General features: G+C 71.1%; 23 protein-coding genes. 12 read left to right on the plus strand and 11 right to left on the minus strand.

Translation table 11 applies throughout. From position 1 onward, the window contains the following. Positions 1 to 64: 64 nt before the first annotated feature. Positions 65 to 931: a type I methionyl aminopeptidase gene (gene map / locus H7827_RS22845; protein WP_432747190.1), complete on the minus strand. Its 867-nt coding sequence runs from the start codon at positions 929 to 931 to the stop codon at positions 65 to 67. A 33-nt stretch (positions 932 to 964) separates the two neighbouring features. Here map and H7827_RS22850 point away from each other — a divergent pair, with 33 nt between their 5' ends. The 3 genes from H7827_RS22850 (at position 965) to H7827_RS22860 (ending at position 2,323) form a co-directional block, all read left to right on the plus strand. Beyond that, on the plus strand, positions 965 to 1,216 hold the full coding sequence (locus H7827_RS22850; protein ID WP_386536148.1) for a hypothetical protein: 252 nt from the start codon (positions 965 to 967) through the stop codon (positions 1,214 to 1,216). A 139-nt stretch (positions 1,217 to 1,355) separates the two neighbouring features. After that, on the plus strand, positions 1,356 to 2,066 hold the full coding sequence (gene npdG / locus H7827_RS22855) for an NADPH-dependent F420 reductase (protein ID WP_386538042.1): 711 nt from the start codon (positions 1,356 to 1,358) through the stop codon (positions 2,064 to 2,066). Between the two features lie 23 nt (positions 2,067 to 2,089). After that, positions 2,090 to 2,323 (plus strand): hypothetical protein, encoded by a 234-nt coding sequence (locus tag H7827_RS22860; protein ID WP_043177987.1) that lies wholly within the window; start codon positions 2,090 to 2,092, stop codon positions 2,321 to 2,323. A gap of 40 nt (positions 2,324 to 2,363) precedes the next feature. Here the strand turns inward: H7827_RS22860 and H7827_RS22865 are convergent, their stop codons facing one another. The 3 genes from H7827_RS22865 to panB form a co-directional block, all read right to left on the minus strand. Further along, positions 2,364 to 3,215 (minus strand): ABC transporter permease, encoded by an 852-nt coding sequence (locus tag H7827_RS22865; protein ID WP_030734735.1) that lies wholly within the window; start codon positions 3,213 to 3,215, stop codon positions 2,364 to 2,366. Beyond that, on the minus strand, positions 3,212 to 4,231 hold the full coding sequence (locus tag H7827_RS22870) for an ATP-binding cassette domain-containing protein (protein ID WP_432747191.1): 1,020 nt from the start codon (positions 4,229 to 4,231) through the stop codon (positions 3,212 to 3,214). Before H7827_RS22870 ends, H7827_RS22865 begins: the two co-directional genes overlap by 4 nt. A gap of 87 nt (positions 4,232 to 4,318) precedes the next feature. Continuing rightward, the gene (gene panB, locus H7827_RS22875; RefSeq protein WP_432747192.1) at positions 4,319 to 5,200 is read right to left on the minus strand and encodes a 3-methyl-2-oxobutanoate hydroxymethyltransferase; all 882 of its coding nucleotides are present in this window, start codon (positions 5,198 to 5,200) and stop codon (positions 4,319 to 4,321) included. A gap of 232 nt (positions 5,201 to 5,432) precedes the next feature. On the opposite strand from panB, the gene H7827_RS22880 reads away from it, so the two are divergent. The 4 genes from H7827_RS22880 (at position 5,433) to H7827_RS22895 (ending at position 9,406) form a co-directional block, all read left to right on the plus strand. Continuing rightward, positions 5,433 to 6,446, plus strand: a complete 1,014-nt coding sequence (locus H7827_RS22880) for an endonuclease/exonuclease/phosphatase family protein (RefSeq protein WP_432747193.1) — start codon at positions 5,433 to 5,435, stop codon at positions 6,444 to 6,446. 160 nt (positions 6,447 to 6,606) lie between these two features. Next, the gene (gene htpX / locus H7827_RS22885; RefSeq protein WP_030734723.1) at positions 6,607 to 7,500 is read left to right on the plus strand and encodes a zinc metalloprotease HtpX; all 894 of its coding nucleotides are present in this window, start codon (positions 6,607 to 6,609) and stop codon (positions 7,498 to 7,500) included. Positions 7,501 to 7,550: 50 nt separating this feature from the next. Beyond that, positions 7,551 to 8,135: a PspA-associated protein PspAB gene (gene pspAB, locus H7827_RS22890; protein ID WP_386538051.1), complete on the plus strand. Its 585-nt coding sequence runs from the start codon at positions 7,551 to 7,553 to the stop codon at positions 8,133 to 8,135. A 221-nt stretch (positions 8,136 to 8,356) separates the two neighbouring features. Further along, on the plus strand, positions 8,357 to 9,406 hold the full coding sequence (locus H7827_RS22895) for a terpene synthase family protein (protein ID WP_432747194.1): 1,050 nt from the start codon (positions 8,357 to 8,359) through the stop codon (positions 9,404 to 9,406). Here the strand turns inward: H7827_RS22895 and H7827_RS22900 are convergent. From H7827_RS22900 to H7827_RS22920, 5 genes are read right to left on the minus strand one after another with little or no spacing between them, the layout of a single operon-like run. Beyond that, on the minus strand, positions 9,360 to 10,895 hold the full coding sequence (locus tag H7827_RS22900; RefSeq protein ID WP_386538055.1) for a cytochrome P450: 1,536 nt from the start codon (positions 10,893 to 10,895) through the stop codon (positions 9,360 to 9,362). The genes H7827_RS22895 and H7827_RS22900 overlap by 47 nt on opposite strands. Beyond that, on the minus strand, positions 10,892 to 11,530 hold the full coding sequence (locus tag H7827_RS22905; RefSeq protein ID WP_030734711.1) for a GTP-binding protein: 639 nt from the start codon (positions 11,528 to 11,530) through the stop codon (positions 10,892 to 10,894). Before H7827_RS22905 ends, H7827_RS22900 begins: the two co-directional genes overlap by 4 nt. Further along, on the minus strand, positions 11,511 to 11,909 hold the full coding sequence (locus tag H7827_RS22910) for a DUF742 domain-containing protein (protein ID WP_386538057.1): 399 nt from the start codon (positions 11,907 to 11,909) through the stop codon (positions 11,511 to 11,513). Before H7827_RS22910 ends, H7827_RS22905 begins: the two co-directional genes overlap by 20 nt. After that, positions 11,906 to 12,316, minus strand: a complete 411-nt coding sequence (locus H7827_RS22915) for a roadblock/LC7 domain-containing protein (RefSeq protein WP_234306915.1) — start codon at positions 12,314 to 12,316, stop codon at positions 11,906 to 11,908. Before H7827_RS22915 ends, H7827_RS22910 begins: the two co-directional genes overlap by 4 nt. A 24-nt stretch (positions 12,317 to 12,340) precedes the next feature. Continuing rightward, on the minus strand, positions 12,341 to 13,771 hold the full coding sequence (locus tag H7827_RS22920) for an ATP-binding protein (protein ID WP_052385341.1): 1,431 nt from the start codon (positions 13,769 to 13,771) through the stop codon (positions 12,341 to 12,343). 676 nt (positions 13,772 to 14,447) lie between these two features. On the opposite strand from H7827_RS22920, the gene H7827_RS22925 reads away from it, so the two are divergent. Together H7827_RS22925 and H7827_RS22930 are read left to right on the plus strand one after the other, a co-directional pair. Further along, a complete protein-coding gene (locus tag H7827_RS22925; RefSeq protein ID WP_030734699.1) occupies positions 14,448 to 15,809 on the plus strand; it encodes a glutamine synthetase family protein in 1,362 nt (453 codons plus the stop codon). Next, positions 15,806 to 18,844 carry a bifunctional [glutamine synthetase] adenylyltransferase/[glutamine synthetase]-adenylyl-L-tyrosine phosphorylase gene (locus H7827_RS22930; RefSeq protein ID WP_432747195.1) on the plus strand — a complete coding sequence of 1,013 codons (3,039 nt, stop codon included), beginning with the start codon at positions 15,806 to 15,808 and terminating at the stop codon, positions 18,842 to 18,844. Before H7827_RS22925 ends, H7827_RS22930 begins: the two co-directional genes overlap by 4 nt. Here H7827_RS22930 and H7827_RS22935 read toward each other — a convergent pair. Further along, the gene (locus tag H7827_RS22935; protein ID WP_386538062.1) at positions 18,829 to 19,647 is read right to left on the minus strand and encodes a phosphatase PAP2 family protein; all 819 of its coding nucleotides are present in this window, start codon (positions 19,645 to 19,647) and stop codon (positions 18,829 to 18,831) included. The genes H7827_RS22930 and H7827_RS22935 overlap by 16 nt on opposite strands. 91 nt (positions 19,648 to 19,738) lie before the next feature. Then, a complete protein-coding gene (locus H7827_RS22940; protein WP_432747196.1) occupies positions 19,739 to 20,797 on the minus strand; it encodes a LacI family DNA-binding transcriptional regulator in 1,059 nt (352 codons plus the stop codon). A 330-nt stretch (positions 20,798 to 21,127) separates the two neighbouring features. Between H7827_RS22940 and H7827_RS22945 the strand changes: the two genes are divergently transcribed. From H7827_RS22945 to H7827_RS22955, 3 genes are read left to right on the plus strand one after another with little or no spacing between them, the layout of a single operon-like run. Beyond that, entirely contained in the window at positions 21,128 to 22,399 is a 1,272-nt protein-coding gene (locus H7827_RS22945; RefSeq protein WP_432747197.1) for an extracellular solute-binding protein, read from the plus strand. A gap of 53 nt (positions 22,400 to 22,452) precedes the next feature. Then, complete coding sequence (locus tag H7827_RS22950; RefSeq protein ID WP_030734684.1) at positions 22,453 to 23,412, plus strand: carbohydrate ABC transporter permease; 960 nt, start codon at positions 22,453 to 22,455, stop codon at positions 23,410 to 23,412. 2 nt (positions 23,413 to 23,414) lie between these two features. Continuing rightward, positions 23,415 to 24,365 (plus strand): sugar ABC transporter permease, encoded by a 951-nt coding sequence (locus H7827_RS22955; protein ID WP_432747199.1) that lies wholly within the window; start codon positions 23,415 to 23,417, stop codon positions 24,363 to 24,365. Positions 24,366 to 24,405: the final 40 nt, after the last annotated feature.

Below are 24,405 nucleotides of genomic sequence, written 5' to 3' on the forward strand. Positions count from 1 at the left end.
TACTCCCTACTTAGGCTTACCTAAGTCAAGCTCTTGCCGACATGTTGTCGGTAAATGTGCGGGCTCAGGGAAGCGTCAGCACCTCCGCGCCGGCCTCGGTGACGACCAGCGTGTGCTCGAACTGGGCGGAGCGCTTGCGGTCCTTGGTGACCACGGTCCACTGGTCGTCCCACATCTCCCACTCGTGGGTGCCCAGGTTGAGCATCGGCTCGATGGTGAACGTCATCCCGGTGCGCATCACCGTCGTGGCGTTCGGGTCGTCGTAGTGCGGGACGATCAGGCCGGAGTGGAAGGAACGGTTGATGCCGTGCCCGGTGAAGTCCCGCACCACGCCGTAACCGAACCGCTTGGCGTACGACTCGATCACCCGTCCGATGACGTTGATCTGCCGGCCGGGGCGCACCGCCTTGATGGCCCGGTTGAGGGCCTCCCGGGTGCGCTCCACCAGCAGCCGCGACTCCTCGTCCGCGGCCGCCTCGCCGCCCACGAAGAAAGTGGCGTTGGTGTCACCGTGCACGCCGCCCACATAGGCGGTGATGTCGAGGTTCACGAGATCGCCGTCGCGCAGCACGGTGCTGTCCGGGATGCCGTGGCAGATGACCTCGTTGACCGAGGTGCACAGCGACTTGGGGAAGCCCCGGTAGCCCAGGGTCGAGGGGTAGGCGCCGTGGTCGCACAGGAAGGTGTGCGCGATCTCGTCCAGCTTGTCGGTGGTGACCCCGTCCGCGATGTGTGCCGCGGTCTCGGCCATGGCCCGCGCGGCGAGCCGCCCGGCCAGCCGCATCCGCTCGATCGTGGCATCGTCCTGCGCCTCGGGACCCGTGTACGGGGTGGGCCCCTTCTTGCCCACGTACTCGGGGCGGGGGATGACGGAGGGGACGGACCGCTGCGGCGAGACCGTACCGGGAACAAGAAGAGACTGGCCAGACATGCCAGCGAGTCTACGGGCGGGCAGGATGGGGGTATGGCTGCGCTCTTCCGACGACAGACCCCGACCGGCAAAGCCGGCGAGTGGTACTACTGCCTCAAGCACCAGAAGGTGGAAGAAGGCCCCGAATGCCCGGCCAAGGACCGGCTCGGCCCCTACGGCACACCGGGCGAGGCCGCCCGGGCGATCGAGACGGCCCGCACCCGGGACGAGGAATGGCGCAAGGACCCCCGCTGGCGCGATCGCGAGCCCGAGCCGCTCAAGGACGAGGAAGACCCGCCGGCCTGACCCGGCGCCACCGGGCAGGCGGGGACGGGCAGGCGGGGGCGGGCGGCGCCATCGGGCGCCGCACGCCCGGCCCCGGGATCGGGGACCTGCCGACCGGCACCCCGCTCGTTCGCCGGGACGGGGTGGCAGGATCGGGCCCATGACTTCTCACGATGCCGCCGCCACCCCCAAGCCCGCCCCCAAGGACCCCTGGGAACTGCCCGATGTCTCCGGTCTGGTCGTCGGAGTGCTCGGCGGAACCGGCGACCAGGGGAGGGGACTCGCCTACCGGCTGGCCCGCGCCGGACAGCAGGTGATCATCGGCTCGCGCGCCGCCGAACGGGCCGAGACGGCCGCCGGTGAACTGGGGCTCGGGATCCGCGGCCTCGACAACGCCGGCTGCTCCCGCGAGAGCGACATCGTCATCGTCGCCGTCCCCTGGGAGGGCCACGCCAAGACCCTCACCGCCCTGCGCACCGAACTCGCCGGCAAGCTCGTCGTCGACTGCGTCAACCCGCTGGGCTTCGACAAGCGGGGCGCCTTCGCCCTCGTCCCGGAGGAGGGCAGCGCCGCCGAGCAGGCCGCCGCCCTGCTGCCTGAGTCCCGGGTCACCGCCGCCTTCCACCACCTGTCCGCCGTCCTGCTTCAGGACCCCGCGATCACCGAGATCGAGACGGACGTCATGGTGCTGGGCGAGGACCGCGCCGACTGCGAGATCGTCCAGGCGCTGGCCGGCCGCATCCCCGGCATGCGCGGCGTCTTCGCCGGGCGGCTGCGCAACGCCCACCAGGTGGAGTCGCTCGTCGCCAACCTGATCTCCGTCAACCGCCGCTACAAGGCACACGCCGGGGTCCGGCTCACCGACATCTGACCCGCTCGGGGACAATGGGGAGCATGTCTTCCAGCACCCCCGCGCCCGACACCACCACACCCGGCCCCGACCCCGCGGCCGCCCGCTCCTCACGGCGGCTCGCCCTGTACGCCCTGGCCGTCTGCGTCCTCGCGGTGGCCGCCGCGGTGGTCTCCTTCGCCCAGGCCAATTTCCTGGGCATCGTCTGGGTGCTGATCGCCGGGCTGTCCTCGAACATCGCCTGGTTCGCGTACAAGAGGGCCGCCACCGTCCGCTGACCGCGGCCGGCGGCGGCCCTCCCCGGGCCGTGCCCGGCGCCTACACCTTCTTGCGGAACTTCGAGATCGCCAGCGGCGCCGTCACCAGCGTGATCGCCACCGACCACAGCACCACCGACGCCGCCGGGCCGGCCACGTCACCGGCACCGTTGATCAGGTTCCGGGACGCCTCCGCCAGCTGCGAGAGCGGATTGACGTTCGCGAACGCCTGCAGCCAGCCCGGCATCGTCTCCGTGGGCACGAAGATCGACGAACCGAACTGCAGCGGCATCATCACCATGAACGCCATCCCCTGAATCGCCTGGGCGCTGCGCATCGTCAGCCCCAGCAGAATGAAGATCCAGGTCAGCGAGGCCCCGAACAGCGCCGCGAGACCGACCGCGGCCAGCAGCTCCACCCACCGGCCGTTCAGCTCCAGACCCACCGCGAGGCCCACCACCAGCAGCACCGCCATGGTGACCAGCAGCCGGCCGAGCTCCACGATCACCTTGGCGATCAGTACCGAGGAACGGGCTATCGGCATCGACCGGAACCGGTCCATCACGCCCTTGCTGAAGTCCTCGTGCACCCCGGTGCCCACGGACATCGCCAGGCTCAGGCCCATCATGGCCATCAGCCCGGGCACGATCCAGTTGGGGTAGCCGCCCGCCTCTCCGGCGATCGCCCCGCCGAAGACGTACACGAACAGCAGGGTCATCACGATCGGCATCAGTAGCGCGTCGGCCATCGATTCCGGGTTCTGCTTGATCTGGAGCGCGTTGCGCCGGATCAGCGCCGAGATGTGCCGCAGATTCGCCCGCGCCCCGATCCGGCCGTCGTCCGACTGCCGCTCCCCGGCGGGCACCGGCTCCGGGCGCGGCTCCGGCCGTGCCTGTGTCGTCGTCGCACTCATGCCGTGGCCGCCTCTTCTTCCTTCTCGTCCGCCTCGTCCGCCGTCACGGCCGGCTTGCCCGTGATGGACAGGAACACTTCGTCCAGGCTGGGCAGATGGGTGCTGATGTCCGCTATCCCGAAGCCCCGTGCCCCCAGCAGCCCGACCACGGCCGTGAGCTGCTCGTCGCTGATGATCGGCACGCTCAGCGCCTCGCCCGCCGCGTCGGTCCCCGCCCCGGCGATGCCGTCCAGGCCCGCCTCGGTCACCGCCGCCGCCATCAGCGGCAGCTGCGCCCGGTCCACCGGGCGCACCAGCAGCGTCCGCCCGCCGACCTTCGCCTTCAGCTCGCGCACCGTGCCCTCGGCGATGACCTTCCCGTGGTCCACCACCGTCAGCTCGCTCGCCAGCTGCTCGGCCTCCTCCATGTACTGCGTGGTGAGCAGCACCGTGTTGCCGTCGGCGACGATCCGCTTCACCTCGTCCCACACCTCGTTGCGGGTCCGGGGATCCAGGCCGGTCGTCGGCTCGTCCAGGTACAGCACACGGGGGCGGCCGATCATCGACGCCGCCAGGTCCAGCCGGCGCCGCATTCCGCCGGAGTACTTGCCGACCGGCCGCCGGGCCGCCTCGGTCAGGGAGAACCGCTCCAGCAGCTCGTCCGCCCGCTTGCGGGAATCGGCGCGGGAGAAATCGAGCAGCCGCCCGATCATGTACAGGTTCTCCCAGCCGGAGAGCTTCTCGTCCACCGAGGCGTACTGGCCGGTCAGCCCGATGGTGCGGCGCAGCTGGCGCGCCTGGCGCACCACGTCGTAGCCCGCCACGACCGCCGTGCCGGCGTCCGGTATCAGCAGGGTGGACAGGCAGCGCACCAGCGTGGTCTTGCCCGCGCCGTTGGGGCCGAGCACGCCCATCACGGTGCCCTCGCGGACGTCGAGATCGATGCCGTCGACGGCCCTGGTCTCCCCGAAATGCTTGACCAGGCCGCGGACCTCGACGGCGTTCCGCCCGCGGCCGGGGGTGTTTTCTCGCGTCATGCGCCCCAGCCTGCCAGGGACCACCGACAAACCACCGACAGAGTGACGACACCCCCGGCCGCGGGCGATCGGCCGGTCAGGGAACGCTCAGGAACGGAAGCTGTGCTCAGGCGCCGGGTACGTGCCCGCCACCACATCCTCCGCGAACGCCTTGGCGGCGTCCCCGAGCGCCCCGCGCAGCTGCGCGTACTGCTTGACGAAGCGCGGCATCCGGCCGCCGGGCCAGTCCGTCATCCCGGCCATGTCGGTCCACACCAGCACCTGCGCGTCGCACTCGGCGCCCGCCCCGATGCCGACCGTCGGAATGTGCAGCGACCGCGTGACCTCCGCCGACAGCTCGGCCGTCACCAGCTCCAGCACCACCGCGAACGCCCCGGCGTCCTGGACCGCCTTCGCGTCGCGCAGCAGCTGCTGGGCCGCCTCCTCGCCGCGGCCCTGCACCGGGTGGCCGCCGAAGGCCAGCACCGACTGCGGGGTGAGGCCCACGTGCGCCATCACCGGGATGCCGGCCTCCACCAGCAGCCGGATCTGATCGGCCGAGCGCTCACCGCCCTCCAGCTTCACCGCCCCGACACCGGCCTCCTTCAGCAGCCGGGTGGCGCTGCGCAGTGCCTGCGCCGGGCTCTCCTGATACGAGCCGAACGGCAGGTCGCCCACGATCAGCGCGCGCTTGGTGCCGCGCACCACGGCCGCCGACAGCATGGTCATCTCGTCGAGGGTGACGGGCACCGTGGAGTCGTACCCGAGGTGGGTGTTGCCCATGGAGTCGCCGACCAGCATCACCGGGATGCCGGCCTCGTCGAACACGGAGGCCGTCAGCGCGTCGTACGCGGTGAGCATCGGCCACTTCTCGCCGCGTCGCTTCGCGGCCGCTATGTCACGTACGGTGATACGGCGGCGGCTCTTGCCCCCGTACAGTCCCGGTTCGCGCGGCTCGCGCGGAGCCTGGGCAGCGTGCTGCTGCGTCATCGTTGTGCTCCATTCATCGTCTCGAAGCGCCGTACGGCGTCCCCGGATCGCTTCCCATGGTCGCACCGATCCCCGGGCACGGGAAGCAGACGGGGCGGAACCCGGCACGGTCGTGTGAACGTCCTTGCTGTGAGCCGGATGTACACCCCGGCGGCCTGCACGGATGCGCTTCGGGAGTCCCGGTTCGCGTAAGGTTCCGAGGGCACAGAGCGACGGTTGGCGAGGGCGGCGCATGGCAGTGGTGGACACCCCGGGTGACGACGACGAGAAATCGCCGGAGCCGCCCAAGGCGCCCCGGGAGCCCGCGCGCTGGAGCGATCGGGTGGGCCGCTGGCGACGTGGTGTGATCATCGCCGTGGCGGCGGTGGTGCTGGCGCTGGTGATGCTGCTGCACTCCCGGGTCCCCAACCGGATCGGAAACCTCGGCAGCCTGCTGGAAACGTTCCTGCCGTGGGCCGGCCTGGCCATCCCGGTGCTGGCGGCCTGCGCCGCGCTGCGCCGCTCGGCCACCGCGCTGGTGGCTCTCCTGGTGCCCCTGCTGGTGTGGCTGAACCTCTTCGGCGGACTGCTGCTGGACAAGACCGGCAGCGGCGGCGACCTGATGGTGGTCAGCCACAACGTGGACGCCGACAACCAGGACCCGGCCGGCACCGCCGCGGCGCTGGCGGCGAGCGACGCCGACCTGATCGCCCTCCAGGAGCTGCCCCAGCGGCACGTGGCCACCTATGAGGAAGCCCTGGCCGCGGAGTACCCGTACCACACGGTGGCGGGCACGGTCGGGCTGTGGAGCCGGCTGCCGCTGAGCGAGACCACCGAGCTGGACACCGGCATGGGCTGGACCCGGGCGCTGCGTACCTCCGTGCACACGGACAGTGGCGAGGTGGCCGTCCTGGTGGCGCACCTGCCCTCGGTACGGGTGCAGTTCCGGGCCGGGTTCACCGCCGAGCAGCGCGACGACGCCGCCGAGATGCTGGGCCGTGCCATAGCGGACGAGCCGCTGAGCCGGCTGCTGGTGCTGGGCGACCTGAACGGCACGGTGAACGACCGCGCGCTGGCCCCGCTCACCTCCCAGCTGCGCTCGACCCAGGGCGCGGCGGGCGCGGGCTTCGGCTTCAGCTGGCCGGCGAACTTCCCGGTGACCCGCATCGACCAGATCCTGGTGCGTGAGCTGGAGCCGGTCTCCTCCTGGACCCTGCCCGCCACCGGCAGTGACCACCTCCCGGTGGCGGCCCGGCTGGACTTCTGACCCCGGCGGCGGCCGGCCGCCGGGCGGGACACGGGCGCCGTCCGGGCGGGGGAGCGGGCGGCTTGCCGGTGCTCCCGGTGGCCCCGGTCCGCTCCGGTTCGCCGCCCGGCGGTCTATGTTTGATGGCGGGGACCGCCCCCGTCAGGAGGACACGACAGACATGGCCCGTACCCGTTTCGCCCCGGACCGTGGGCTCACCAACCGCATGGTGACCACCATGTTCCTGCTCGGGCTGCTGTATGTGGTCTTCGTCGGGGTCATGATCGTCCTGCTGGGCAAGGCCTGGCCGCTCATCGTGATCATCGTGGGCGCCGTTTTCGTCGCCCAGTTCTGGTTCAGCGACCGGATCGCCGCCTACAGCATGGGCGCCCGCGAGGTCACCCCCGAGCAGGCCCCCGAGCTGCACGGCGCCGTGGACCGGCTGTGCGCCCTGGCGGACATGCCCAAGCCCAAGGTCGCGATCGCCGACACCGATGTCCCCAACGCCTTCGCCACCGGGCGCAGCCAGCACAAGTCGATGGTGTGCGTCACCACGGGGCTCCTGCGCCGCCTGGAGCCCGACGAGCTGGAGGGCGTGCTGGCCCACGAGATGTCCCACGTGGCACACCGCGACGTCGCGGTGATGACCATCGCCGGGTTCCTCGGGGTACTGGCGGGGCTGATCACCCGGATGGCCCTGTGGGGCGGCCTCGGCCGCTCGCGCAACAACCAGAACATCGCGCTGCTGCTCATCCCGCTGATCAGCGCCGTCGTGTACGTCCTGAGCTATCTGCTGACCCGGCTGCTGTCCCGCTACCGGGAGCTGGCCGCCGACCGGGCCGGCGCGCTGCTGACCGGCCGTCCCTCGGCGCTGGCCTCCGCGCTGACCAAGATCTCCGGCCAGATGGCGCGGGTGCCCACCCGTGATCTGCGGCAGGCCGAGCCGTTCAACGCCTTCTACTTCGCCCCCGCGGTCTCCGGCCAGAGCCTGAGCAATCTGCTCTCCTCGCACCCCAGCCTGGAGAAGCGCCTGGACCAGCTGGGCCGCATCTCGGCGGAGCTGGGGCGCCCGTAGGATCGGCAGCGCCGTCGCCAGCCGTCAACCGTGAAGGTGCTGATCCTCCCGTGGGCTTCCTCGACATCATCCTGGGCCGCAGCAAGCCGGTGAAACCCGATCTCGATCAGCTGTTCGCGGTGCCGTCCGCGGCGCTGACCCTCGAAGCGGGCGCCGGGTTCACCCCCACCGGGCTCGGTTCGGTGTGCTTCGCCAGCGTGGAGGGCGGGGCGTTCGCCCGCATCCAGGACGACGTACGCGGGCTGCTGGACGCCGACACCCCCACCGGCGGGGTGCCGGTGAAGTTCAGCCAGGACGGCTACGGCTACACCTGGCTGCTCGCCGAGCACGACCCCTCCGACGCGGCGGGTCTGGTCAACGATCTGCACGCGGTGAACACCCTGCTCCAGGACGGCGGCTTCGGCCCGCAACTGCTGTGCTCGCTGATCGGCTTCAAGGACGACCGGGGCCGCCCGCTCGCCCTCGTCTACCTGTACAAGCGGGGCACCTTCTACCCCTTCGCGCCGGTGCCGGGCGGCGGCGAGCGGCGGGACACCCCGCTGGAGCTCCAGATGCGCGGACTGCTGGAGAACGATCTGCGGCTGGAGAAGGACCTCAGCCGCTGGTTCCCGGTCTGGGGAGCCCCCGGCCTGTAACCGGGCCCCGGCCTTACCTCCTCCACCTCCACCTCCACCTGCGCCCCTGACCCGGCCGATACCGCCAACCGAGGTCACATAAGCGGAATGATCCGTTCCAAACGCAAACATTCGGTCAGGATCATGCGGGCATAGATTGCCGGAAAAGGGAGCAGGGCAAGGAACTTCACGCCCCAGGAATGAACACCTGTTCATGGGAGGGGCTGAAGAGAGGAGGTCTCATGCCACAGAACGTCACCTTCCACCTGCCGTTCCAGGCCGGATCGAATCCAGAGTCAGCCCGTGCCGGGGAGCACCACCTCGCCTGGATCCGCGCCCATGGACTGGTACGCGGCGAGCGGGCCCTGAGCCGCTACCGGGAGTGGCTGCTCACCGATCTCGCCGGATACGCCTACCCGGAAGCCCGCGGCGCCGACCTCGACCTGGTCACCGACGCGGTCTGCATCGGGTTCCCGCTGGACGACCAGTTCGAGGGACCACGCGGCAACGATCCCGAGCACGTCGCCCGGCTCAGCGCCGAACTGGCCGCCATCCCCTACCGCGTCCCCGGCACCCCGCCCGCCCTGGACACCGCGCTCACCCGCGCCTACACCGACGTGTGGGAGCGCAGCGCCCAGGGCATGTCGGCCGCCTGGCGCACCAGGGCCGCCGCCACCTACACCCGCTTCTTCCGCGCCTACGTGGAGGAGGCCCACAACCGCCGCTCGGGCGCCGTCCTGGACGAGAAGACCTACATCACCCTGCGCCGCGAAGCCGTGGGCACCGGACCCTGCTTCGACCTCATCGAACGCGCCGGGCACTTCGAGCTCTCCGAGGAGCTCTACTGGAGCACGGGCGTGCAGACGCTGCTGCGCTGCGCCACCGATGTGATCTTCCTGTGCAACGACGTGCACTCCCTGGAACGCGAGGAGGCCCAGGGCGACCCGCACAATCTGGTGCTCATCACCCAGCGCAGCCGCGGATGCTCCCGCGCCGAGGCCCTGGAGCGGGTCGGCACCCTGGTGGGGGACGCCGTGCACCGCTTCCAGGACACCGCGCGCACCCTCACCGAGCGGCATGCCGCCGGGCCCGAGGGCCGGCGGCTCGCCCGCCACATCGCGGGACTGCGGCACTGGATGACGGGCAATCAGCGCTGGGGCACCGCCTCGGCCCGCTACGCCACCGAGAACATCGGCATCGAGGTGATCCCGGGCGACATCGGCTCCACCCGGCGCGAGGACGCGCTCAGCGGCCCCACAGCCGGTTCCACCAGCCGCGCCGCTCGTCCCTGAGCGCGGCGGAGCGGGACCCGGCGCCGGCTTCGGCCGGGTCCCGCACCGCCGTCAGCACCCCCGACTCCGTACGCGCCCCGCGGGCCAGCCGGTCCTGCACCGCCGCGTGGGCCACCGCCCGGTGCCCCAGCTCCTCCGGCGTGAACCGGATGGGCGCGATCGGGTTCGGCGCGTCGCGCGGGGTGAACCGCACCGGCAGCCGCTCCAGATGCCGCGACCAGGTCGACGCCGACCAGCTCAGCTCGTCCGCCTCGATGGTCAGATGGATGTCCGGCAGCCGGTACAGCAGCGCCTCGATCGCCGAACCGGTGATCGCCCGCCCGATGTCCGCGCCGGGGCACTCGTGCGCCCCACTGGTGAAGGACAGATGCGAGCGGTTGCCGTACATCATCGCCCCGGGCGAGGGCCGGACCACCGGGTCCACATTGCCGGCCGCCAGGCCCAGCAGCATCGCGTCGCCCTTCTTGATGTGCTGTCCGCCCAGCTCCATGTCGAACATCGCGAAGCCGCCGGGGCACACCGCGATCGGCGGCTCGTCCCACAGCACCTGCTCCACCGCCGCAGGCAGCGTCATCCGGCCACCGTGCAGCGAGCCGCGGAAGCGGGGATGGGTGAAGACCACCCGCAGCGTGTTGACGATCAGGTTGGTGGTCGTCTCGTTGGCGGACACCAGCACCAGCCGCAGATGGTGCAGCACCTCCTCGTCCGACAGACCGGCCGGGTGCTCGATCAGCCAGCTCGCCAGGTCGGACCCGGGGGCGTCGTGCTTGGCCGCCACCAACTCCCGCAGCCGCCGCTGGATGAACTGATCCGCCGTCACCGCCTTCTCGGTGCCGATCAGCAGCTGCCGCGCCGCCTCCGTCATCGGCGGCCCGTCCTCCTCCTCCAGACCGGCCAGCCGCCCCATCACCCGCATCGGCACCTGCTGCGCGTACTGGGCGAGCAGTTCCGCCTCGCCCGCGTCCACGAACTCATTGATCAGATGATTGGAGTACCGGGCCACCAGACGGCGGATCGCCCGCCGGTCGAACCGTTCGAGGGACTCGTTGACGGCGCCGCGCAGCCGGTGGTGGACCGAGCCGTCCTGGTGCGTGGCGTCCGGCCCCCAGGCCAGCACGGGCGCGATCGCGTCGTGCGCCCCCACCACCCCGTTCTGCCAGTCCCGCCAGTTGCGGCCGTCCCGGCTGTAACGGCGCGGATTGCGGCACACCTCCAGGATCTCGTGGTAGCCCAGCACCAGCCAGGCCGGCACATCGCCCTCCAGCAGCACCGGGGCCACCGGCCCGTGGTCCGTCCGCAGCCGCTCGTAGAGGCCGACCGGATCGGCCGACGCCTCGGGGCCGTACAACCGGACCACCCCGCCGGGCCCGTACGGCCCGACCGGGTACCCGCGCCCCACCGGGGCGCCCCCCGCGTGCGCCGGACAGCCGGGTGGCGGCTGCGCGCCCGTCGGCCCGAAACCGGACGGATCGGCGGCTGGCGCGCTCATCGTGTGACCTCCGACGGTGCTTGGGTGCCTCGGGTGGCATTGGTGTACAGATGACGCATCAGGGTCAGCAGCACGTCGCGGCTGGACTCCAGCATGCGCGCGTCGCAGTTGACCAGGGGGACGTCCTCGCCCAGGTCGAGCGCGGAGCGCAGCGCCGCCACCGAGTGCAGCGGCGCGTCGGGGAAGTTGTTGACCGCCACGACAAAGGGCACGTTGCCCGCCTCCAGCCGGTCCATCGCCTGGAAGCTGTCCTCGAGACGGCGAGTGTCCACCAGCACCACGGCTCCCAGCGCCCCCTCGATCACGCCGTTCCACAGGAACCAGAACCGCTGCTGACCCGGGGTGCCGAACAGGTAGAGCACCAGCTGCTGGTTGAGGGTGATGCGGCCGAAGTCCATGGCGACGGTCGTCTCCGTCTTGCGCTCCACCCCGTGCAGCGAGTCGACGCCGACACTGTCGCGGGTCATGGTCTCCTCGGTCGTCAGCGGGCGGATCTCGCTGACCGAGCCGACCATCGTGGTCTTGCCGACGCCGAAGCCACCCACGATCACCACCTTGACGGACTTCTCCGTCGAGGCGGGCAGCAGATCCTCCGGCCGTGGGCCCAGGGAAAGGTCAGAGCCGTTGTAGTCCATCGATCAATGCCTTCAGGGTGTCGATATCGGGATCCGTCGCGGTGCGCTGGGGCGCCGCACTTCTCGCTTCCCTGACCTCCACATGGGAGTTGGCCAGCAGATCCGCCAGCAGCACATTGACCGCGCTGAACGGCAGATCGATGTACGCGGAGATCTCGGCCACGGACAGGGGGTTGCCGCACATCCGCAGAATGGCCGCCTGCTCGGGGTGCATACCGGAAGTGGGAGCGGATCGGGACACGACCAGCGTGACCAGATCCAGGACTAAATGGTCCTCCTTGCCCTCGCTGCGCCCGCCGGTGATGACATACAGCGGTACGGGTGCCTCTTCCTCCTGGCCGCCCGCCCCACCGCTGTCCTCCCGCCGTTTCCGGCTCATGGCGCCGCCTGTTCGGGGGCTCGCACCGCGCTGGACAGGTGCTCGCCCAGCCGCAGCACCAGGTCCCGCATCCGCTGGCTGACCATGGCGGCACTCACCTCGGCGCTGGCGGTGACCGCCAGGTACGAGCGGGAGCCGGCCGACATCAGATAGAAGAAGCCGCCGGTCAGCTCCAGCACCACCATCCGTACGTCGTTCTCCTCGTCGGGGAACTCCATCGCCACGGACTGCGCCAGGGACTTGATGCCGGATCCGGCGGCGGCCAGCCGTTCACCGGCGTCCCGGTCGTCTCCGTGCTGGGCCATGCACAGGCCGTCCGCGGACAGCAGGACGATGTGCCGGATGCCGGGGACGGTGGCCGCCAGGTCCTTCAGCATCCAGTCCATGTTCATCAGCCGCTGTGTCACGTGCTCTACCACCTGTTACACCCTTTACTTCCGGAGGTCTTTGCCGGTCGGCTGATCGGCGGAGGAATGGTCGGTGCCGCTGGGGTGCCCGCCGTCGGCGGCGGCCAGACCGGCGAAGAAGTCGGAGACCCACAGCCCCGACTCGACCTGCCGGGCCGGTTTGCCCGCGGCCCGGTCCCGGGCGTCCACCGGATCGGGCGCGGGCGCCGGGGCGGGCTGCTGGCGGGCGGCCTGCGTGGCGGCGGCGCGCCGTGGGTTGTCGAAGGCACGGTTGCGGTGCCGTTGCGGCAGCCCGTTCTCGTTGCGCTCGTACTCGATCTCTTCGTCCTCGTCGACCGGCCGGGCCAGGCCCGGTGCCATCACCGGGTGCGGCTTGGGGCGCATGCCGGGGATCGGGTACTTGGGCTCGGGCAGCTGGGTGAGCAGCTCCTGCGGTACGAAGACCACCGCCCGTACGCCGTTGCCGGTGGAGGGGCGCAGGGTCAGCCGCAGTCCGAACCGGTTGGACAGGATGGAGGCGACCCGCAGCCCGACCCGGGCGGTCTCGCCGAGGTCGGAGAGGTCCAGGCCGTCGGCGGCCTGCTTCATCAGGAACTCGGCGTGCTTGCGGGACTCCTCGGTGAGCCCCATCCCCTTGTCCTCGATGGAGATCTCCACGCCGGCGGCGACCTCCTCGGTGTTCATCACGACCGAGGTGCTGGGCGGGGAGTAGCGGCAGGCGTTGTCCAGCAGTTCACTGAGCACCAGGATGACCGATTCGGCGGCCGGGCCGATGACCGCGACCTCGGCGACGTGGTGCTGTTCGACGCGCAGGTACTCCTGGATGGGGGCGCTGCCGGCCCGCATCACGTCGTACAGCGAGATGGGCCGCTGCCAGCGCCGCATCGGGGCGCCGCCGCCGAGCACCGCCAGCGAGACGGCGAAGCGGCCGGTGACGTTGATGCCGTGCTCCAGGTGCATCAGGTCGCCGAGGATCTCCGGGCCGCCGTGCCGGTACTGCATCTTGTTGATGTCGTCCTGCAGGCGGTGGATCTCGGACTGGATGCGGCAGGAGATGTTGACGATGGCGCGGTTGGCGGAGTCCTTGGCGTGCTCGCGCTCCTGGACCGCGATCCCCGACTTGAACAGCGCCGTGTAGTAGGAGGCGCCGATCTCCGGGTCGCTGGAGAGCTCGCTGTGGTCGCGGGGCGCCACCTCGGAGGGCGAGGCGCCGTCCTGCACCTTGTCGAGCACCACCGGGAAGATCTTCCAGGCGAGGTGGTGGGCCTCCTTGCGGCGTGCCGCGCGCTCGGTGGCCAGCTGCTCCTTCAGCGCGGCCAGGGCCATGCCCCGGCGTGCGGCCTCCGCGGAGAGAGCGGCGACCAGGGCCGTGGTCACCACCGCGCACCAGGCGACCGCCACCCGCTGCTCGCTGCTCACCAGCAGCAGCGCGACGACGGCGCCGATGACGGTCACGGCGGGCGGAACGATCCACGCTCCGGGGCGCGGGGGGCGCTCACTCCGCTGTAATGAACCGGCTCGCACCATGGGCTTCCTCACTAGCGTTGCGATCGACAGTGGACAGAGGGCGGGGGCTGGGGACGGCAGTTGCGGATGAGGAGGGGGTATGCCTCTGACATACATGCGTCCGCTCACGGGCAGCGGCCACCCAGCCGCGACTAGCTGTAGTGGCCACAACTCGCTATGTGACAGGGAGAGTACGGGGCCGCAAGCCCCCGGCGCAGCGAGTTCGTCAAACGTCCCCCGAACGAGTCCGTGAGCGGGGGCGCGGGGGGTACTGACAAGCCGATGAGCTGCGCGGATGCGCCGGTGCGCGCCCTGAAACACTCCCCGCGTAACCATGGCCAAAGCTTGTCGGGCGGGTGGCCGGTTCGGCTCAGCCCCGCCGGACCCGCCCCCGCGCGGCACCCGCCCGTACGCATATGACCAGCGGCGCGACGCCCCCGCGCCCGGCCCGCCGTACCCCGCCGGTCACCCCCGCCGCGACCGCGCCGCACCCCCCGCACGGCCCCCGTACCCCACGCCGTGCCGCACCGGCAATGCCCCGGAAACCGGATGCCCTGATACTGGGGGGCGACGGATGAGCTTCCGTGCGCCAGAATGAGCGTTGTGACCTGCGAGGATGGTGGCCATGGATAAGCAGCAGGAGTTCGTGCTCCGGACACTGGAGGAGCGGGACATCCGGTTCGTCCGGCTGTGGTTCACCGATGTGCTGGGCTTCCTCAAGTCCGTCGCCGTCGCCCCCGCCGAGCTCGAACAGGCATTTGACGAAGGCATTGGCTTCGACGGCTCCGCGATCGAGGGCTTCGCCCGCGTCCACGAGTCCGACATGATCGCCAAACCCGCGCCCTCCACCTTCCAGATCCTGCCCTGGCGCGCCGAATCCCCCGGCACCGCCCGGATGTACTGCGACATCCTCATGCCGGACGGGTCCCCCTCCTACGCGGACCCCCGCTACGTCCTCAAACGCGCCCTCGCCAAGAGCTCCGACCTCGGCTTCACCTTCTACACCCACCCCGAGATCGAGTTCTTCCTGCTCAAGGACAAGCCGGTGGACGGCTCCCGCCCCACCCCCGCCGACTCCTCCGGCTACTTCGACCACACCCCGCAGAACATCGGCATGGACTTCCGCCGCCAGGCCATCTCCATGCTCGAATCCATGGGCATCTCGGTGGAGTTCTCCCACCACGAGGGCGCGCCCGGCCAGCAGGAGATCGACCTGCGCTACGCCGACGCCCTGTCCACCGCCGACAACATCATGACCTTTCGCCTCGTCATGAAGCAGGTCGCCCTCGAACAGGGCGTCCAGGCCACCTTCATGCCCAAGCCGTTCTCCGAATACCCCGGCTCCGGCATGCACACCCACCTCTCCCTCTTCGAGGGCGACCGCAACGCCTTCCACGAGACCGGCGCCGAGTACCAGCTCTCCAAGATCGGCCGCTCCTTCATCGCCGGACTCCTGCGGCACGCCGGCGAGATCTCCGCCGTCACCAACCAGTGGGTCAACTCCTACAAGCGGATCTGGGGCGGCACCCAGCGCACCGCAGGCGCCGGCGGCGAGGCCCCCTCCTACATCTGCTGGGGCCACAACAACCGCTCCGCGCTCATCCGGGTGCCCATGTACAAGCCCGGCAAGACCGGCTCCACCCGCGTCGAGGTGCGCTCCCTGGACTCCGGCGTCAACCCCTACCTCGCCTACGCCCTGCTGCTGGCCGCCGGCCTCAAGGGCGTCGAGGAGGGGTACGAGCTGCCGCCCGGCGCCGAGGACGACGTGTGGGCGCTCACCGACCGCGAACGCAGCGCCCTGGGCATCGAACCGCTGCCGCAGAACCTCGGCGAGGCCATCAACCTCATGCAGCACAGCGAACTCGTCGCCGAAACCCTCGGCGAGCACGTCTTCGACTTCTTCCTGCGCAACAAACGCCAGGAATGGGAGGAGTACCGCTCCGAGGTCACCGCCTTCGAGCTGCGCAAAAACCTCCCCGCGCTGTGAGCGGACCCGGAACCCCCTTCGGCGGCCGGCGGCAGGGGCGCTTCAGCCAGCTCGCGCGCCGCGGGTTCACCGACCCGCGCGCCGCCTCCCTGCTGCTGGACCACGAGGCGCTGCACCCGGTGGGTGACGACGGCGTACTGCTCGACGCGCTCGCCGCCACCGCCGACCCCGACCTCGCGCTGGCCGCCCTCACCCGGCTCGCCGAGGCCCAGCCCGAAGGGGACCGGGCCGTCCTGCTCGACACCCTGCTGGCCGCCAAACCCCTGCGCGACCGGCTGCTGGCCGTGCTCGGCGCCTCCGAGGCGCTGGGCGACCACCTCGCCCGGCACCCCGTCGAATGGCGCACCCTCACCGCCTTCGACACCGCCGACCTGCACCCCGGCATCGAGGAGTTCACCGCCGCCCTCGCCGAGGCCACCGACCCCGACTCGCTGCGCGTGGGCTACCGCCGGGCCCTGCTGACCATCGCCGCCCGCGACATGACCGGCACCACCGGCTTCACCGAGACCGCCGCCGAACTCGCCGACCTCGCCACCGCCACGCTGCGCGCCGCCCTGCGCATCGCCGCCGCCGAGGCCCCCGAGGACGCCGCCGGCTGCCGGCTCGCCGTCATCGGCATGGGCAAGTGCGGCGGCCGGGAGCTCAACTACGTCTCCGACGTCGACGTCATCTTCGTCGCCGAGCCGCCCGAGGGTGCCGCCGATGACACCGAACCCGCCGCGCTGCGCGCCGCCACCCGGCTCGCCGCCCGCATGATGCGGATCTGCTCCGACACCACCGCAGAGGGCACCATCTGGCCCGTCGACGCCAATCTGCGGCCCGAGGGCCGCAACGGCCCCCTGGTGCGCACCCTCTCCAGCCACCTCGCCTACTACCACCGCTGGGCCAAGACCTGGGAGTTCCAGGCCCTCCTCAAGGCCCGCCCGATGGCCGGCGACGAGGAGCTGGGGGCCCGGTACGCCGAGGCCGTCGCCCCCCTGGTGTGGGGCGCCGCCGAACGCGACAACTTCGTCCCCGACGTGCAGCGCATGCGCCGCCGCGTCGAGGAGTCCATCCCCGCCGACCGCGTCGAACGCGAACTCAAACTCGGCCCCGGCGGGCTGCGTGACGTCGAGTTCGCCGTCCAGCTGCTCCAGCTGGTGCACGGCCGCACCGACCCCGCGCTGCGCCACGCCAGCACCCTGGACGCGCTGCACGCGCTGGCCGAGGGCGGCTACATCGGCCGCAAGGACGCCGCCAGCCTCCACGACTCGTACGAGTTCCTGCGCACCGTCGAGCACCGCATCCAGCTGTTCCGGCTGCGCCGCACCCACCTCATGCCCGAGGACGAGGCCGACCTGCGCCGCCTGGGCCGCTCGCTGGGCCTGACCCCCGACCCGGTCGCCGAGGTCACCGCCGCCTGGCGCCGTCACACCACCGCCGTGCGCCGGCTGCACGAGAAGCTGTTCTACCGCCCGCTGCTGGACGCCGTCGCAGGGCTGGAGGGCGGCGGGGTACGGCTGGCACCCGAGGCCGCCAGGGTCCGGCTGGTCGCCCTCGGCTACGCCGACCCGGCCGCCGCGCTGCGCCATCTGACGGCCCTCGCCTCCGGCGTCACCCGCAAGGCCGCCATCCAGCGCACCCTGCTGCCCGTCCTGCTGGACCGCTTCGCCGACTCCGCCGACCCGGACGCCGGACTGCTCGGCTTCCGCAAGGTCTCCGACGCGCTGGGCACCAGCCCCTGGTACCTGCGGCTGCTGCGCGACGAGGGCGCCGCCGCCGAGAACCTCGCCCGGGTCCTGTCGGCCGGCCGGCTCGCCCCCGACCTGCTGCTGCGCGCCCCCGAGGCCGTCGCCCTGCTCGGCGACCCCGGCGGGCTCGCCCCGCGCGGCGCCACCGCCCTGCGCCAGGAGGTGCTGGCCGCCGTCGGCCGCGCGGACTCGGCCGAGGCCGCCACCGTCGCCGCCCGCGGCGTACGCCGCCGCGAACTGTTCCGCACCGCCGCCGCCGACATCGTCGGCGCCTACCGCCCCACCGAGGCACCCCCGGGCGAGGGCCAGGGCCCCGCCCTGGACCAGGTCGGCGACGCCCTCACCGACATCAACGCGGCCACCCTCGCCGGCGCCCTGCGCGCAGCCGTCCAGACCCGCTGGGGCGCCGAGCTGCCCACTCGGTTCGCCATCATCGCCATGGGCCGCTTCGGCGGCCACGAACTGGGCTACGGCTCCGACGCGGACGTCCTGTTCGTCCACGAGCCGCGTGAGGGCGCCGACCGGGCCGAGGCCGACAGCGCCGCCCTCGCCGTCGCCGGCGAGCTCACCCGGCTGCTCCAGCTGCCCTCCGGCGACCCGCCGCTGCTCATCGACACCGCGCTGCGCCCCGAGGGCCGCGGTGGCCCGCTGGTGCGCACCCTCGACAACTACGCGGCCTACTACCGCCGCTGGTCACTGGTGTGGGAGAGCCAGGCGCTGCTGCGCGCCCAGCCGGTGGCCGGAGACCCGGAACTGGGGGAGCGGTTCACCGCCCTCATCGACCCGCTGCGCTACCCCGAGGCCGGGCTGAGCGAGAGCGACGTCCGCGAGATCCGCCGGCTCAAGGCCCGGATGGAGGCCGAACGGCTGCCGCGCGGCGCCGACCCCACCACCCACACCAAGCTCGGCCGCGGCGGACTGTCCGACATCGAGTGGACCGTGCAGCTGCTCCAGCTGCGGCACGCCGCCGAACTCCCCGAGCTGCGCACCACCCGCACCCGCCGCGCCCTGGCCGCCGCCGAGGCGGCCGGGCTGCTGGACGCCGAGGACGCCGCCGTGCTGGACGCCGCCTGGATCCTGGCCTCACGGGTGCGCAACGCGGTGATGCTGGTACGCGGCAGGCCGCAGGACACCTTCCCCACCGACCCCCGCGAGCTGGCGGCCGTCGCCCGCTACCTGGGGTACGAGCCGGGCGCCGCCCGCCAGCAGGACACCGGCAGCGGCGGCCAGATGATCGACGACTACCGCCGTACGACGCGCCGCGCCCGTACCGTGGTGGAGCGGCTGTTCTACGACGGTGACTGAGCGCGTTTCGCGCGCGGCACGGCGTCCGGCACCAGCTGGGGAAGCCGGTACGGGGACTCCGCGAACCAGGTCCGGGCCACCGCGAAGCCGAACGCCAGGCAGACCAGCCCGCCCACCGCGTCCAGCCAGAAGTGGTTGGCGGTGGCCACGATCACCAGCAGCGTGAGGGTCGGGTACAGCACACCCAGGACCTTCACCCACAGCGGCTTGGACAGCAGCACGATGGTGACGCCGCACCACACCGACCAGCCGATGTGCATCGACGGCATCGCCGCGTACTGGTTGGAGACCGATTGCATGCTCTCCGACTGGAACGAGCCCCAGGTCTGGTGCACCCGCCCGGTGTCGATGAAGTCCATGCCGGCCATCAGCCGCGGCGGGGCCAGCGGGTAGAAGTAGTAGCCGATCAGCGCGATCCCGGTGGTGGCGAACAGCACCAGCCGGATCGCCCCGTACCGGCCGGGGTGCCGGCGGAAGACCCACACCAGCACGCCGATGGTCACGATGAAGTGCAGCGTGGCGTAGTAGTAGTTCATCGGCACGATCAGCCAGGTCACGGACTCGATGCCGTGATTGACCGCGCGCTCGAAACCCAGCCCGATGCTGTTCTGGAAGTCCCAGATCTGGCGCGCGTGCTCCTGCGCCCGCTCCTCGTGGGTCGGCGCCGCGTTGCGGATCATGGAGTACACGCCGTAGCTGACGGCGATGAGCAGCAGCTCGAACCAGAGGCGGGGGCGGCGCGGCACGCGCAGCGAACCCAGCCATCTCGTCCGGGACGGGGACTCGGATTGCTTGTCGGTCACGCTCCCCGCATCCACTCGCTGTTCACTGTCCGGCTCGACGCTTGTTGCCCCCATGGTCGAACAGTCTGCCAGAGACCGGAGGCCCGCCCGATCACCCTCCGGTCGGGTTCTGACCCCAGGGGGTCCCCCGTACGACAGAGGCAGCGGTGGCCGTGCTGCCGCGGACGACGAGTTCGGGCAGGAAGACGAACTCACTGTGCGGGGTGGGAGTGCCCCCGATCTCCTCCAGCAGTGCCCTGACGGCCGCCTGGCCCATGGCCGGGACGGGCTGGCGGATGGTGGTGAGCGGCGGGTCGGTGAAGGCGATCAGGGGGGAGTCGTCGTAGCCGATCACCGACACCTCGCCCGGGACGGCGAGACCGCGCTGCCGCGCCGCCCGGATCGCGCCGAGCGCCATCATGTCGGAGGCGCAGATCACCGCCGTGCAGCCGCGTTCCAGCAGGGCGGTGGCCGCGGCCTGACCGCCCTCCAGGGTGAACAGCGAGTGCTCGATCAGCCCGCGCGCCTCGTCCTCCGGGGTTCCCAGGTCCTCGACGGCGCCGCGCAGGAAGCCCTCGATCTTGCGCTGGACGGGGACGAAGCGGGCCGGCCCCAGCGCGAGGCCGATCCTGCGGTGGCCGAGCGAGATGAGGTGGCTCATCGCCAGCCGCATGGCCGCCCGGTCGTCGGGGGAGACGAAGGGGGCCCGCACCCGTGGCGCGAACCCGTTGACCAGGACGAAGGGCACCCCGTTGCCGCGCAGCCGCTCGTAGCGTTCCACGTCGGCGGAGGTGTCGGCGTGCAGGCCGGAGATGAAGATGATCCCGGCCACCCCGCGTTCGACCAGCATCCCGGTCAGCTCGTCCTCGGTGGAGCCGCCCGGGGTCTGGGTGGCGAGCACCGGGGTGTAGCCCTGCCGGGTGAGCGCCTGCCCGATGACCTGCGCGAACGCCGGGAAGATCGGGTTCTCCAGCTCCGGGGTGATCAGCCCCACCAGGCCCGCGCTGCGCTTGGCCAGCCGCGCGGGACGCTCGTAGCCGAGCAGATCGAGGGCGGCGAGTACGGATTCGCGGGTGGCCGCGGCGACGCCCGGCCGGCCGTTGAGCACCCGGCTGACGGTCGCCTCGCTGACCCCCGCCTGGGCTGCGATGTCAGCTAGCCGTGCGGTCACCCAGTGGACCTTACCGGCCGCCTCGGTGCGTGCCCACCGGGCCGGGGGAACTGTACCGGGATGTGTGTATTCCGGCCGGGACCGGGGCGGGCGTGTTCACCCGGACGGCCGCTGCGGCGCGCCCCGGCGCGCGGGGCGCGCACGGGGGCCGGCGACCGGGACCGGAGCCGCCGGATCGGTTGTGGCGACAGGCTTGCAGAAATTTGCCGCAAGGTCTTTCCAAAGGATGACGTCGCTGTTACGTTCCTGATCGGCCCGGCGTGGCGAAGGAGCCGCGCCTAGGGTGGGACGCAGCCCCCTAAAACGGGCGAAACGCTTGAAGGAGTTCACATGCGGCGCAGCATAGGGACGACGACGGCCGCGGTCGCGGCGTTGGCGCTTGCGGTAACGGCTTGCGGCGGTGGTGACGGAGGGGACGGTGGCGGCGGAGCCGCCGCCGACGGTGAGCTGAGCGGCACCATCACCTACTGGGACACCTCCAACGAGACCGAGGCGGCCGTCTTCAAGGCCATCGCCGAGGAGTTCGCGACTCAGCACCCCGGCGTCACCGTCGACTATGTGAACATCGGCTTCGACGACGCGCAGAACCGTTTCAAGAACGCCGCCGCCGCCAACGAGGCCCCCGATGTGATGCGCACCGAGGTCGCCTGGGTCGCCGACTTCGCCAGCCTCGGCTACCTGTGGCCGCTGGATGACACCACCGCCCTGGAGAACCAGGAGGACTTCGTCCCGCAGGCCTGGGCCAGCACCCAGTACGAGGGCACCACCTACGCCGTCCCGCAGGTCATCGACACCCTGGCGCTGTTCTACAACGAGCGGCTGCTGGCGGACGCCGGCGTCGAGGTGCCCACCACGCTGGAGGAGGTCAAGGCCTCCACCGGCGCCTTCGAGGGCGCCGGCGCCGTCCCCATGTACATGCGCGGCGACGACCCGTACTGGTTCCTGCCCTTCCTGTACGGCGAGGGCGGCGACATGGTCGACGCCGAGGGCAAGAAGGTCACCATCGACAACGAGGCCGGCATCGCCGCCTTCACGCAGATGAAGGACATGGTCGACTCGGGCGCCGCCATCACCGACACCAGCGACGGCTGGGAGAACATGATGGGCTCCTTCACCCGTGGCGAGGTCGCCATGATGATCAACGGCCCGTGGGCCATCAATGACGCCGTCGCCGGCCTGGGCGACGACCTGGGCGTGGCCCCGGTCCCCGGCGGCTCCGCGGGCCAGGCCGCACCGCAGGGCGGCTGGAACTACGCGATCTACGCCGGCACCCCGGAGGAGGAGTCCCCGGCCGCCTTCGAGTTCGTCAAGTACATGTCCTCCGCCGCCACCCAGCAGCGGATCACCGAAGAACTGAGCCTGCTCCCCACCCGCACCTCCGTCTACGACGTCGAGTCGGTGCAGAACAACGAGATGGTGCAGTTCTTCAAGCCCGCCGTCGACGTGGCCCACGAGCGCCCCTGGATCCCGCAGGCGCAGTCCCTCTTCGACCCCATCAAGGAGAACGTGCAGGGCCTGCTGATCGGCTCCGCGTCCCCCGAGGAGGCCGCCAAGAGCACGGGTGACGCCTACCGCGACATCCTCGACGACTGGCTCGACTGAGCGGCCCGGTGCGAAACCTGTGGAAGCGTGTGACATGAAGGGCGGCCGACACCATGGCTGAAGCGGCGATCTCCCGGCTCAAAAGAGGCACCAGGCTGCGCCGATCCCTGTCCAATTACTGGTACGCGTGGGCGATGATCGCCCCGGTGGTCGTCGTCATCACCGGCATCATCGGCTGGCCCCTGGTGCGGGGCGTCTTCCTCTCCCTCACCAACGCCAACGAGGCGAACGTCGAGCGGCAGATCGGCGTCAACAAGATCGAGGCCACCTACGAGTTCGTCGGCCTGGAGAACTACCTCGACATCCTCGGCGGCAGCGAGTTCTGGGACCGCCTGGGCTGGACCCTGGTGTGGACGGTGTCCTGCGTCAGCATCACCTTCCTCATCGGTCTCGGCCTCGCCAACATGCTCAACCGCAGCTTCCGCGGCCGCACTCTGTACCGGATGGCGCTGATCCTGCCCTGGGCGATCCCCGCCTTCGTATCCGTCTTCGCCTGGCGGATGATCTTCAACGAGCGCAACGGCATCCTCAACAACCTCCTGGAGGGCCAGGGGATCGCCGGGGTGCACTGGCTGAGCGACCCGACCTGGGCCAAGCTCGCCGTCATCGGCGTCAACGTCTGGCTGGGCGTGCCCTTCATGCTGATCGCCATGCTGGGCGCCCTCCAGTCCATCCCGCCCGAGCACTACGAGGCGGCCGAGATGGACGGCGCCGGACCCTGGCAGCGCTTCTGGAACATCACGCTGCCCGGAGTGCGTTCGGTGTCGATGACCGTGGTGCTGCTCAGCACCATCTGGACCTTCAACATGTTCCCGGTGATCTTCCTGCTCACCCGGGGCGGCCCGGCCGGCTCCACCGACATCCTGGTGACCGAGGCGTTCCGGCTGGCGTTCATCAGAAGCCCCCGCGACTTCGCCAACTCCGCGGCCTGGGGCGTGCTGATCCTGCTGCTCCTGGTCCTGTTCGCGATCTCCTACCGGCGAGCGCTGCGCAAGCAGGGAGAGGTGTGGTAGCGATGGCCACCGAGACAACCCGTTTCACCACCGGCACCACCACGGCCGCCCCGGGCACGGGCACCGGCACCGGCGACACCCCCCAGTGGGGCGGCGCCGGCGGCGGACGCGGCAAGCGCCCGCGACGGCGCGGCGAACGCGGCCCGCTCGCCTCCTTCGGGCTGCACGCCACCTTGCTGCTCGCCGCGTTGGTGGCGGTCTTCCCGCCGGCCTGGCTGCTGGTGACGTCCTTCAAGCCCAAGGCCGACACGTTCACCATCTCGCTGCTGTCCAACTTCACGCTGGACAACTACGACCACGTGCTGAACAACACCAAGTTCCTCACCTGGTTCGGCAACTCCCTGCTGATCGTGGTCACCACCACCATCATCGGGGTGTTCATCTCCGCCACCACCGGCTACGCGCTCAGCCGCTTCCGCTTCCCCGGCATGCGCCCGCTGATGTGGACCCTGCTCATCACGCAGATGTTCCCGATGGCCGTGCTCATCGTGCCGCTGTACAACCTGATGGCCCAGTACGGGCTGCTGAACCGGCCCATCGCGCTGATCGTCACCTACCTCACCATCGCGGTGCCGTTCTGCGCCTGGATGATGAAGGGCTTCTTCGACACCATCCCCGTCTCCATCGACGAATCGGGACGGGTGGACGGTCTGTCGCCCTTCGGCACCTTCTGGCGGCTCATCATGCCGCTGGCCCGGCCGGGCCTGGCCGTCACCGGCTTCTACACCTTCGTCACCGCGTGGGCCGAAGTCGCCTACGCCACCGCGTTCATGACCGGTGAACGGCACCTGACCCTGGCGGGCGGTCTGCAGACCTTCGTCAACCAGCACACCCAGGACTGGCATCTGATGACCGCCGCCGCCGTGCTCATCGCCGTACCCGCGACCCTGGTCTTCGGCTACGCGCAGCGGCACCTGCAGTCCGGGCTCACGGCGGGCGCCACCAAGTCCTGACCCGGCCCGCACCGAGCACCACCACCGCACCGGCCCGCGC

The sequence above is a fragment of the Streptomyces sp. JH002 genome (assembly GCF_050916115.1).
Classification (GTDB): Bacteria; Actinomycetota; Actinomycetes; order Streptomycetales; family Streptomycetaceae; genus Streptomyces; species Streptomyces xiamenensis.